Source organism: Streptomyces sp. Ag109_O5-10, assembly GCF_900105755.1.
Taxonomy (GTDB): domain Bacteria; phylum Actinomycetota; class Actinomycetes; order Streptomycetales; family Streptomycetaceae; genus Streptomyces.
Map to the genome: position 1 here is coordinate 5,658,334 of NZ_FNTQ01000001.1, position 11,565 is coordinate 5,669,898.

The 11,565-nt window shown below is 71.1% G+C and carries 9 protein-coding genes; 7 read left to right on the plus strand and 2 right to left on the minus strand.

The genetic code is table 11. The features are described from left to right. The first annotated feature begins 10 nt into the window (after positions 1-10). The 7 genes from mtnA to BLW82_RS25985 all read left to right on the plus strand — a co-directional run bounded on the left by mtnA (position 11) and on the right by BLW82_RS25985 (position 9,661). A complete protein-coding gene (gene mtnA, locus BLW82_RS25950; RefSeq protein ID WP_093502236.1) occupies positions 11-1,150 on the plus strand; it encodes an S-methyl-5-thioribose-1-phosphate isomerase in 1,140 nt (379 codons plus the stop codon). 796 nt (positions 1,151-1,946) lie between these two features. Beyond that, on the plus strand, positions 1,947-2,636 hold the full coding sequence (gene mtrA, locus BLW82_RS25960; RefSeq protein ID WP_198948386.1) for a two-component system response regulator MtrA: 690 nt from the start codon (positions 1,947-1,949) through the stop codon (positions 2,634-2,636). 1 nt (position 2,637) lies between these two features. Beyond that, positions 2,638-4,680: an MtrAB system histidine kinase MtrB gene (mtrB, locus tag BLW82_RS25965; protein WP_093502238.1), complete on the plus strand. Its 2,043-nt coding sequence runs from the start codon at positions 2,638-2,640 to the stop codon at positions 4,678-4,680. Next, positions 4,670-6,508: an LpqB family beta-propeller domain-containing protein gene (locus BLW82_RS25970; RefSeq protein ID WP_093502240.1), complete on the plus strand. Its 1,839-nt coding sequence runs from the start codon at positions 4,670-4,672 to the stop codon at positions 6,506-6,508. Before mtrB ends, BLW82_RS25970 begins: the two co-directional genes overlap by 11 nt. A gap of 262 nt (positions 6,509-6,770) precedes the next feature. Beyond that, entirely contained in the window at positions 6,771-7,700 is a 930-nt protein-coding gene (locus tag BLW82_RS25975) for a ComF family protein (RefSeq protein WP_093502242.1), read from the plus strand. Positions 7,701-8,011: 311 nt separating this feature from the next. Beyond that, positions 8,012-8,704, plus strand: a complete 693-nt coding sequence (hpf, locus tag BLW82_RS25980) for a ribosome hibernation-promoting factor, HPF/YfiA family (protein ID WP_256215957.1) — start codon at positions 8,012-8,014, stop codon at positions 8,702-8,704. A 207-nt stretch (positions 8,705-8,911) separates the two neighbouring features. Beyond that, complete coding sequence (locus tag BLW82_RS25985) at positions 8,912-9,661, plus strand: response regulator (RefSeq protein ID WP_093502246.1); 750 nt, start codon at positions 8,912-8,914, stop codon at positions 9,659-9,661. A 33-nt stretch (positions 9,662-9,694) separates the two neighbouring features. On the opposite strand, the gene BLW82_RS25990 is transcribed toward BLW82_RS25985, so the two are convergent. Together BLW82_RS25990 and BLW82_RS25995 are read right to left on the minus strand one after the other, a co-directional pair. Next, the gene (locus BLW82_RS25990; protein WP_093502248.1) at positions 9,695-10,885 is read right to left on the minus strand and encodes a winged helix-turn-helix domain-containing protein; all 1,191 of its coding nucleotides are present in this window, start codon (positions 10,883-10,885) and stop codon (positions 9,695-9,697) included. Positions 10,886-10,934: 49 nt separating this feature from the next. Then, the gene (locus BLW82_RS25995) at positions 10,935-11,510 is read right to left on the minus strand and encodes a GNAT family N-acetyltransferase (RefSeq protein ID WP_093508266.1); all 576 of its coding nucleotides are present in this window, start codon (positions 11,508-11,510) and stop codon (positions 10,935-10,937) included. Positions 11,511-11,565 lie beyond the last annotated feature (55 nt).

The following is an 11,565-nucleotide window of genomic DNA, read 5'->3' on the forward strand; positions in this document are numbered from 1 at the left end:
GACTGAGCGCATGGCTGATCAGTACGCGCAAACCGGCGAGGACAAGCGGCCGACGGGAATGCCAGTGATCCGGTGGGAGGAGCCGCCCGAAGGTCCCGTGGTGGTCCTTCTCGACCAGACCAGACTGCCGGTGGAGGAGGTCGAGCTGGTGTGCACGGACGCGTCGGCGCTGGTCGAGGCGATCCGTTCGCTCGCGGTGCGCGGTGCGCCAGTGCTCGGGATAGCGGGGGCGTACGGCGTGGCGCTCGCCGCCGCGCGGGGTTTCGACGTGGACGAGGCCGCCTCGGCGCTGTCGAGCGCCCGGCCGACGGCCGTGAACCTGTCGGCCGGGGTGCGCAGGGCCGCGTCGGCGTACCGGTCCGCCCTGGCCGAGAGCGGGGACGGCGGGGCGGCGGCCGCGGCGGCGCTGGACGCGGCGCGGGCGCTGCACCGGGAGGATGCCGAGGCCAGCGCCCGGATGGCCGGGCACGGGCTGGCGCTCCTGGAGGAGCTGCTGCCCGGCGGAGGGCACCGGATCCTCACCCACTGCAACACCGGTTCGCTGGTGTCCGGCGGAGAGGGCACGGCGTTCGCGGTGGCCCTCAGGGCGCACCGGGCGGGGCGGCTGCGGCGGCTCTGGGTGGACGAAACGCGTCCGTTGCTGCAAGGCGCTCGCCTGACGGCATACGAGGCGGCTCGCAGCGGCATGGCGTACACCTTGCTCACCGACAACGCGGCCGGTTCGCTGTTCGCGGCGGGGGAGGTGGACGCGGTGCTGGTCGGAGCGGACCGGATCGCGGCCGACGGATCGGTGGCGAACAAGGTGGGGAGTTATCCGCTCGCGGTGCTCGCGCGGTACCACCATGTGCCGTTCATCGTGGTGGCGCCGTTGACGACGGTGGATCCGGAGACACCGGACGGGGCCTCCATCGAGGTCGAACAGCGCCCCGGATACGAGGTGACCGAGCTCACAGCACCGCAGGTGCCGGTGACGGGACCGGGAGGCGGGATACCGGTGGCCCCCCTGGGGACCCAGGCGTACAACCCGGCGTTCGACGTGACGCCGCCCGAGTTGGTGACGGCGATCGTCACCGAGGAGGGCGTCGTTTCGCCCGTGACGGCTGAGGCTCTCGCGGAGCTGTGCGCCAGGTCACGCCAGGTAACGATTTAGCCAATGGATGACGTCGGCTCGACCGACGGGACCGGCCCCTCCGCCTGCGGTGATTCGCAGGCCAAGGGGCCGTGACATCCAACGGCTACATCAACGAGCGTCGGACTCGGACCGATCGGCTCCCAGCTCCCGGATCCGAGCCGGCTGCCGAGGCAGGTGGTCGAGCTGTCCCACCGCGGCGCTCACCTCCGGGTCCAGGGCTTCAGCGTAGATGTCCGTCGTCGTGGCGATCCGGCTGTGTCGCAGAATCGCCTTCACGATCCGGGGGTGGACTGTGAGATGCACCAGGAGCGTGCCGCGGATTTCCGCAGCCCCTTCGGGTTCGTCCTGCTGAGTCCCTCATCCTTGATCACCCGCGGCATGGTCAAGCCGGCTGCGCTCCGCTCCGCCGGGCGCATGAGCCGAGCACGGCACATCATGGCCCCGGTCGGAACAGAGCCTGCGGCGGGGGATCGGCCGGCACCGGATGGAGGGGCACCGTTCCCGGCCGCGAGTCCGTAGAGGGCGTGCGTGGGGGCAGCGTCGGCACATCTGTGTGGACGATGGGCGCGAGGTTCCCCGGCAGAGCAGTTCTCCTTCCGTCTCGGTTGACAGCAGAGCGCGGCTGCGCGGCTGAGCTCGGACAGTTGCGGTAGCGCGATCGGTAACCTCGGCACGGTCACTGGGCGGGCGAGCTGACATGCACCGCTGGCATCGACGTCGGCGGACGGGGGCAGACAGTGACGCTCCAGTACGACTAAGGTCACTGGCCGGTGACCCTGGTCACCTGCGCAACCTTCACCGTTATGAGAATGGGATGATGTCGTTTATGAAGGGACGAGTCCTTGTCGTCGACGACGACAGCGCACTGGCCGAGATGCTCGGCATCGTGCTGCGTGGTGAAGGTTTTGAGCCGTCTTTCGTAGCCGACGGCGACAAGGCGCTGGCCGCTTTCCGTGAGACCAAGCCCGACCTGGTGCTCCTGGACCTGATGCTGCCCGGTCGGGACGGTATCGAGGTGTGCCGCCTGATCAGGGCGGAGTCCGGGGTGCCGATCGTGATGCTCACGGCCAAGAGCGACACCGTCGACGTGGTCGTGGGCCTGGAGTCGGGCGCGGACGACTACATCGTGAAGCCGTTCAAGCCGAAGGAGCTGGTCGCCCGGATCCGGGCCCGGCTGCGGAGGTCGGAGGAGCCGGCGCCGGAACAGCTCGCCATAGGTGACCTGGTCATCGACGTGGCCGGGCACTCGGTGAAGCGGGACGGGCAGTCGATCGCGCTGACCCCGCTGGAGTTCGACCTGCTGGTCGCGCTCGCCCGCAAGCCGTGGCAGGTGTTCACGCGGGAGGTGCTCCTGGAACAGGTCTGGGGCTACCGGCACGCGGCGGACACCCGCCTTGTCAATGTTCACGTCCAGCGGCTGCGCTCCAAGGTCGAGAAGGACCCGGAGCGGCCGGAGATCGTGGTGACCGTGCGTGGTGTCGGGTACAAGGCGGGACCGAGCTGACATGTCCGGTGACAGTGCCGCTTCGGCCCCCGGCCGGTCCGGGGACCGTCCGGAGCGGCCTGTCGGCGGGAAGCGGTTCGGTACGCGCTGGCGGCCGCTCTTCGAGGGCGGACTGCTCCAGGGCGGGGTTCAGGGCAGTCCGGTGCTGCGCCTGTTCGTGCGCTGGGTGCGGCGGCCGCTGCTGCCGGTCATGCGGCTGTGGCGGCGCAACATCCAGCTCAAGGTCGTCGTCACGACCCTGCTGATGTCGCTGGGTGTCGTCCTGCTGCTCGGTTTCGTCGTCATCGGTCAGGTGCGCAACGGCCTGCTGGACGCCAAGGTGAAGGCCTCGCAGAGCCAGGCCACCGGTGGTTTCGCGGTGGCCAAGCAGAAGGCCGACGAAGCAGCGACCGGCACCGGCGACGCCGCGGTGTCCGCGGACGGCCGGCAGTCGCAGAACGTCACCTCGTGGATGAGCGACCTCGTCGAGTCCCTCTCCAGCGGCGGCCAGGGCGCCTTCGACGTGGTCACGCTGCCCGCGGGTGACAACAACAGCGGCGGTGGGCGCACCCGCGCGTCCGGGCAGGTCGACCCGACGGCCAGCGTGCCCGACGACCTGCGCACGCGGATCAACGGCAATACGACGGCCGCGCAGAGCTATACCCGGATCATCTACACGGACGACAAGGAGTCGCAGCCCGCACTGGTCATCGGCAAGCAGGTCAGCGACCTGAACAACGATCCGTACGAGCTGTACTACCTCTTCCCGCTCACCCAGGAGGAGAAGTCCCTCAGCCTGGTCAAGGGCACGCTGGCGACCGCCGGGCTGTTCGTCGTCGTTCTCCTCGGGGCCATCGCCTGGCTCGTCGTACGGCAGGTCGTCACTCCGGTGCGGATGGCGGCCGGGATCGCCGAGCGGCTGTCGGCCGGGCGGCTCCAGGAGCGGATGAAGGTCACCGGCGAGGACGACATCGCGCGGCTCGGCGAGGCCTTCAACAAGATGGCGCAGAACCTCCAGCTGAAGATCCAGCAGCTTGAGGACCTGTCGCGGATGCAGCGCCGGTTCGTGTCGGACGTCTCGCACGAGCTGCGGACGCCGTTGACGACCGTCCGGATGGCGGCCGACGTCATCCATGAGGCCCGCGAGGACTTCGACCCGGTGACCGCGCGGTCCGCGGAGCTGCTCGCCGACCAGCTGGACCGGTTCGAGTCGCTCCTCGCCGACCTGCTGGAGATCAGCCGCTTCGACGCGGGTGCGGCGGCGCTGGAAGCGGAGCCGATAGACCTCAGGGTGGTCGTACGGCGCGTGGTCAGCGGGGCCGCGCCGCTCGCGGAGCGCAAGGGCACGCGCATACGCGTGGTCGGCGATCTGCAGCCCGTGGTGGCCGAGGCGGATCCCCGGCGCGTGGAACGGGTGCTGCGCAACCTGGTCGTCAACGCCGTCGAGCACGGCGAGGGCAAGGACGTCGTCGTCAAGCTGGCCTCGGCCGGCGGGGCGGTCGCCATCGCGGTGCGCGACTACGGTGTCGGGCTCAAGCCCGGCGAGGCGACCCGCGTCTTCAGCCGCTTCTGGCGGGCCGACCCGGCACGCGCGCGTACCACCGGCGGTACGGGTCTGGGGCTGTCGATCGCCTTGGAGGACGCGCGGCTGCACGGCGGCTGGCTGCAGGCGTGGGGGGAACCGGGCGGTGGCTCGCAGTTCCGGCTGACGCTGCCCAGGACGGCGGACGAGCCGTTGCGGGGTTCGCCGATACCTCTGGAGCCCAAGGACTCCCGGCGCAACCGGGGGCTCGGCGAGGCCGGGCTGCCGAGCGGCGGCGAGGACAAGCGGGCCACCGTGCCGGTGCAGCCCGGCGGCGGCCATGGGGCGTCGCTCGCCCCGATGACGCAGCGGACGGCCGCCGTGGCCCCCACCGCCGACCCGACCGCGCTGCCCGGCAACGGCGCGCGCGTGGTGCCCCGGCCGGCCCAGGGCGTCCGGCGTCAGGAGGGCCGGCCCGAGTCGGGTCAGGACGACGGGGCGGATGAGTCGAACAAGCCAGGGGAGGCATTTCGTGGGCGCTGACCGCGAGGGGAGCGCCCGGCGCAGACCGGCGCGCGCGGTGGCGTACGCCGCCTGTGGGGCCGTGGTTCTGGCGGGCTGTGCCTCCATGCCGGACAGCGGCGATTTGCGGAACGTCGAGTCGACGCCGCGGCAGGACACGCAGGTGCGGGTCTTCGCCATGCCGCCGCAGCAGGACGCCTCGTCCACGGAGATCGTGCAGGGCTTTCTGGAGGCCCTGACCAGTGACGATCCGAACTACGACACGGCTCGCCAGTACCTGACCAAGGCCACCGCGAAGATCTGGCAGCCGGAGTCGCAGGCCATGGTGCTGGCCAACGGGCCGAGCATTCAGACGGACCCGCGCCCGGCCGGCCGCGAGGGCACGAACAGCATCACCTACACGCTCCAGGGCAGCCGGGTGGCCACCGTCGACGCGCAGCAGGCGTACACGCCCGCGGACGGGTCGTACCGCAGGACCGTGCATCTGACGAGGGACGCCAAGAGCGGGCAGTGGCGCATCGACTCGCTGCCGCAGGGTGTCGTGATGGGCAGGTCCGACTTCCAGCGCAACTACACGTCGGTCAACAAGTACTACTTCGCCTCGGACACGTCGGCCGGGGAGACCGGTCAGCCGGTGGCCGTCGCAGATCCCGTCTTCGTGCGCAGCCGGGTGGATCCGACGACCCAGCTGGTGCGGTCGCTGCTCAGCGGTCCCACCACCTGGCTCGGTCCGGTGGTCCGGTCGAGTTTCCCGACCCGTACGGCGCTGAAGAAGGGCGTGTCCGGGCTGACGCCGGACGACCAGAACCGGCTCACGGTGCCGCTCAACGTCAAGGCGTCCCGGATCGGCTCCGTCAAGTGCGGCGAGATGGCGACCCAGTTGCTCTTCACGCTGCGCAACCTGACGCCCACCGTGGACTCGGTCGCGCTGCAGTCCGTCAACGGCGCCCGCATGTGCGACATCTCCGAGGAGCAGGCCGAGTCGACCGCCTGGCGTGCGTCCACCAAGCGCCCCGACTACCTGTACTTCCTCGACGGCAAGCACCGGCTGGTGCGGATGGCGGCCGGCGCCACCGGCACCAGCGCGGTCGCGGTACCGGGCCCGTTCGGCACGGGCGCCAAGCCGCTGGGGACGGTGGCGGTCGCCCGCGACGAGCGGAGGGCGGCCGGGGTCAGCAGCGACGGCAGGTCCCTGTACGTGACCTCGCTCGCGCCGGACGGTTCGCTGGGCGGCGCCGTGCTGACCAGCCACGGTGCGACCGAGGACGACCGGCTGACGGCGCCGAGCTGGGACGCCCGCGGTGACCTGTGGGTGGCCGACCGGGATCCCGCCAGGCCGCAGCTGTACATGCTGGCGCAGGGCGTGGGCCAGCCTGTGGCCGTGCAGATGCCCGAACTGGACGGCCGCATCAAGGACCTGCGGGTCGCCGCGGACGGGGTGCGGATCGCGCTCGTCGTCGAGAAGGACGGCAAGCAGTCGCTGCTCGTCGGGCGGATCGAGCGCACCAAGTCCGACGACCAGCAGGAGGTGTCGGTCCTGGAACTGCGCTCCGCGACCCCCGGGTCCGAGGAGGTCACCGCGATGTCCTGGGCGGGGGACAGCAGGCTCGTGGTGGTCGGGCGCGAGCAGGGCGGCGTGCAGCAGACGCGGTACGTCCAGATCGACGGCTCGACGCCGGACGGGCCGGCGCCCGCGGCGCTCACGGGCGTCCTGGCGATCGCCGCGTCCGAGGACGACCGGGTGCCGCTGGTGGCCGACTCGCATGACGACGGGATCGTCCGGCTGCCGTCCGGGGACCAGTGGCAGAAGGTGGTCAAGGACGGGTCGGTGCCGGTCTATCCGGGCTGAGCCCCCGCGCCGGGCCGAGCCCCGCGCTGTCGATGAGAGGCCGTCCCGGTCCGGCGCCGAGCCGGCGGGGCGGCTGTTCTGTGGCGGCGGCCGTTCGCGCGGGGGGACGAGGGCCGTCGGGCGCCCCGGGCCACCGTTCTCCGGAACGGCAACGTCCCTTCTCACCTGTGTGGGTGACGGGCTGTGCGGGTCTCACGGAGTTGTCCACAGACAGTTGTCCACAAGGGTGGCCGGTCGGGCCGGTCGTTGGCACAGTGGGCACATGCGGGGGTGGTGGCAGGACCTCACCGACCTGGTGCTACCGGCCGAGTGCGGAGGCTGTGGGACGTCTCGCACGGTGCTCTGCGACGGGTGCCGTGCCGCCCTGAGCGGGGCCGTACCGCGCCGGGTGCGACCGGTGCCGGAGCCGTCCGGGCTGCCGCAGGTGTACGCGGCGGCCCCTTACGCGGACGAGGTACGGGCGGCTCTCCTCGCCCACAAGGAGCGCGGTGCACTGGCGCTCGCCGGTGCGCTGGGCGCGGCGCTGGCGGGAGCGGTGCGGGCCGGGCTGCGGGCCGGTTTCCAGGACGGCCCGGCCGGGCTTCGGGACGGCCGGGCGGTACGGACCGTCGCTTCCTGGCACGGTACGGCGGGTGGCACCGGCGCGTCCGGGCCCGTGCTGCTCGTCCCCGTACCGTCCGCACCGTGGGCCGTGCGGGCCCGGGGTCATGATCCGGTACGGCGGATGACCCTCGCGGCGGCCGCGGAGCTGCGGCGTGCCGGGACCCCGGCCCGGGTGGTCCCGGTGCTGAGGCAGCGGCGGGCCGTCGCCGACCAGTCGGGGCTCAACGCCCGGCAGCGGTACGCGAATCTCGCGGGCGCGCTGGAGGTGACGGCGGGCGGCGCCCGGCTGCTGGCCGGGGGCCGGGTCGTCCTGGTCGACGACCTCGTCACCACGGGCGCCACCCTCGCGGAGGCGGCGCGTGCGGTGCGGGAGGCGACACAGGCCGAAGGGGCAGGAGAGACGACAACGGCTGTGTATCGGCGCGCGGCCTGGGCAGGAAGGGAGGAACGGAAGACCGGACCGGCGGAAGAGCGGGCGAAGTGGGCACGGAACGCATCGGGAAAGGCCGAGGTGAACGGCCTCGCAGGGCCGGTGCGTGCCGCTGTGGTCGCGGCCGCACCGGATTCTTTCGAAATGAACCGGAACTGACCGCGAACGTACATCGTTGCAGGTAGTGACGGGATCAATTCACCTGAATGGAGGTACGCATCAGTAGAGGGTGACGACATCCGTCCGGGCGAGATATGTTCGGTTGTGAGGGAGAAAGCCGCAGGCCATGTCCCCCTATCCGAATGCCGTACCGCGGGTTTTCCGCAATCATCGCGGTGCCGGGGTGTAGATCTTGCCCATGGGGGAGGAGGTGAAGTCGCCGAGTCCGAGGCTCCGGGGTTCACCGGGGCTGGGTGCAAAAAGGGAGATGCTCCGCAGTGCAGCGGAGTGATCCGGGAACGGAGTTCTGCGTGGACATCGTCGTCAAGGGCCGCAAGACCGAGGTGCCCGAGCGGTTCCGCAAGCACGTGGCCGAGAAGCTGAAGCTGGAGAAGATCCAGAAGCTCGACGGCAAGGTGATCAGCCTCGACGTCGAGGTGTCCAAGGAGCCCAACCCCCGACAGGCCGACCGTTGCGACCGAGTGGAGATCACGCTCCGCTCCCGCGGTCCGGTGATCCGGGCGGAGGCAGCGGCCAGTGACCCGTACGCGGCACTCGACCTGGCGGCGGAGAAGCTGGACGCGCGGCTGCGCAAGCAGCACGACAAGCGGTTCTCCCGCCGTGGCGCGCGGCGGATCTCGGCGGCCGAGGTCCCCGACCACGTCCCGGGCGCGGCGACGCTCAACGGGAACGGCACCCCCGTCCACTCCGAGGACGCGGACGGAGTGCCCACGAAGAAGGTGGGCTCCCTCGAGGTGCAGGGCGAAGGCCCCCTGGTCGTCCGCGAGAAGACGCATGTCGCCGCTGCGATGACCCTCGACCAGGCCCTCTACGAGATGGAACTGGTCGGACACGACTTCTATCTGTTCGTCGACTCCGAGAGCAAGGAGCCGAGTGTCGTCTACCGGCGGCACGCGTACGACTACGGTGTTATCCACCTCAACACGGACCCGATGGTCGCCGAGGTGCAACCGCCCGCGGCGGGCGGGACGCTGGGCGGCTGACCGGCCCGGCCGGCAGGTGAGCCCGTGCCCCTGGAAGCGCGTGTGCGCCCCCAGGGGCACCGGTGTGCGACCACTTCGCGCCCTGCTCGGTCACCCCGTTGTCGTCCGGACATGGAATCATGGCCAGGGCGGACCAACCGGTGGGCCGCTGCCTTGGGTTGGCGGATGGCACAGCACCACAGGCCACAGCCTTCAGGGGGAGGAACGATGGCGGACAGCTTCGGACCGATGCGGGACGGTGATGCCGACGGCGGCGTCGTCGGCATCAGCCCGGACGCGGGCGGTACTCCACGCAAGGAACCGATCAGAGTCCTTGTCGTCGACGACCATGCCCTCTTCCGCCGCGGACTGGAGATCGTGCTCGCCGCCGAGGAGGACATCCAGGTCGTCGGAGAGGCGGGTGACGGCGCGGAGGCCGTCGACAAGGCCGCCGACCTGCTGCCCGACATCGTGCTGATGGACGTCCGGATGCCCAAGCGCGGCGGCATCGAGGCCTGCACCTCCATCAAGGAGGTCGCGCCCAGCGCGAAGATCATCATGCTGACGATCAGCGACGAGGAAGCCGACCTCTACGACGCGATCAAAGCGGGCGCGACCGGATACCTCCTCAAGGAGATCTCCACCGACGAGGTGGCCACCGCAATTCGCGCGGTGGCCGACGGCCAGTCACAGATCAGCCCGTCCATGGCGTCGAAACTCCTCACCGAGTTCAAGTCGATGATCCAGCGCACCGACGAGCGCCGGCTGGTGCCGGCACCGCGGCTGACCGACCGTGAACTCGAAGTGCTCAAGCTGGTCGCCACCGGGATGAACAACCGCGATATCGCGAAGGAGTTGTTCATCTCCGAGAACACCGTGAAGAACCATGTGCGCAACATCCTGGAGAAGCTGCAGCTGCACTCCAGGATGGAGGCGGTGGTCTACGCGATGCGGGAGAAGATCCTCGAAATCCGCTGAGGTAACCGCATTCGGCCTCGACGCGGGTAACGGTCAGCGCAGCGCGGCGATCAGGGCACGGGCCACTTCCTTGAGGAGCGGCTCGCGCAGCCCGGGGGCGTCCACGCGCTCCACGCGCACTGTCGTGCAGTCCACCCAGCTCGCCGCCTCGACCAGTGCCTCCGCCACCGCCGGTACCGCCTTCGGGCCGTCCAGCGTGACCTGGCGGGCCACCAGGACGCCGCCCGCCTCGCGCGCCGGGTCCACCCGGCCCACCAGCCGGCCGCCGGCCAGCACCGGCATCGCGTAATAGCCGTACACCCGCTTCGGCTTCGGGACGTAGGCCTCCAGGCGGTGGGTGAAGCCGAAGATCCGCTCCGTGCGCGCCCGGTCCCAGATCAGGGAGTCGAACGGGGAGAGCAGCGTCGTACGGTGCCGGCCGCGCGGGGGTGCGGCCAGGGCCGCCGGGTCGGCCCAGGCGGGCTTCCCCCAGCCCTCCACCTCCACCGGGACCAGACCCGAGTCGGCGATCACCGCGTCGACCTGCTCACCCTTGAGCCGGTGGTAGTCGGCGATGTCCGCGCGCGTGCCGACGCCCAGCGACTGACCGGCCAGCCGGACCAGGCGGCGCAGGCACTCGGCGTCGTCCAGCTCGTCGTGGAGCAGCTCGGCCGGGACGGCGCGCTCGGCCAGGTCGTACACCCGCTTCCAGCCGCGCCGCTCGACGCACACCACCTCGCCGTACATCAGGGCGCGCTCCACGGCGACCTTGGTGCCGGACCAGTCCCACCACTCGCTGGTCTTCTTCGCGCCGCCCAGCTCCGTCGCGGTCAGCGGACCCTCGCCGCGCAACTGCTTGATGACCTGGTCGTAGACGCCGTCCGGGAGGTCGTGGCTCCAGTGCGGGCGGTCGCGGTAGGCGCGCCGGCGGAAGGCGAAGTGCGGCCACTCCTCGATGGGAAGGATGCAGGCGGCGTGCGACCAGTACTCGAAGGCGTGCGTGTCCGTCCAGTAGGCGGCGTCGACCGTCCGGCGGCCGACCCGGCCGAGGCGGGCGTACGGGATCAGCTCGTGGGAGCGGGCGAGGACCGAGATGGTGTCGAGCTGGACCGCGCCGAGGTGGCGGAGCACGCCCCGGACGCCGGCACGGCGGTCGGGGGCGCCGAGGAAGCCCTGTGCCTTCAGCGCGATACGACGGGCTTCGTCCGCCGAGAGGACGGCGGCGGGGCGCGGGAGGGTCGTCATGGGTCGGACGATAGAGGGTGGCACTGACAGTCCCGCGCGAGCTGGGGTTTCAGCCCTGCGAGGGGGTCGGCAGGTAGGGCGCCGCGGAGGGCAGGCCCAGGTCCGAGGGGAGCAGGGAGCCGACCCAGCAGTCGCGTCGTACGCCCTTGTTGTTGAGGGAGGAGCGGAGGGTGCCCTCGAGGGTGAAGCCGGCGCGTTGCGCGACCGCGCGGGAGGCGTGGTTGCCGACCTCGGCACGCCATTCGACCCGGTCGATAGCCATCCGCGTGAACGCCCAGCGGGCGGCCGCGAGGGTGGCCTCGGCGGTGTAGCCGTGGCCGCGGTGCTCCTTGGCGGTCCAGAAACCCACCTCGGCCGTGCCGAGGGAGCGCATGGTCAGGGCGAGCATCCCGGCCAGCCCGCCCGTCGGCAGGAAGACCCCGAAGGTGAACATCGAGCCCTCGGACCAGCCGTCGGGGACCATCTGCTCCGTGAAGCTGCGGGCGTGCTCGGCGAGGTAGGGCGAGGGAATCGTCGTCCAGCGCTGGATGTCGGGATCCTGGACGGCCGCGTACACCGCATCGGTGTCCTGCGGGCCGACCGCGCGCAGCAGCAGACGAGGGGTGGTGAGCGTGACGGGTTCCATCGGCTGATTCTGCTCGCCCCCCGTCCGGTACGCCATCGATTTCGCTCTCCGTGAG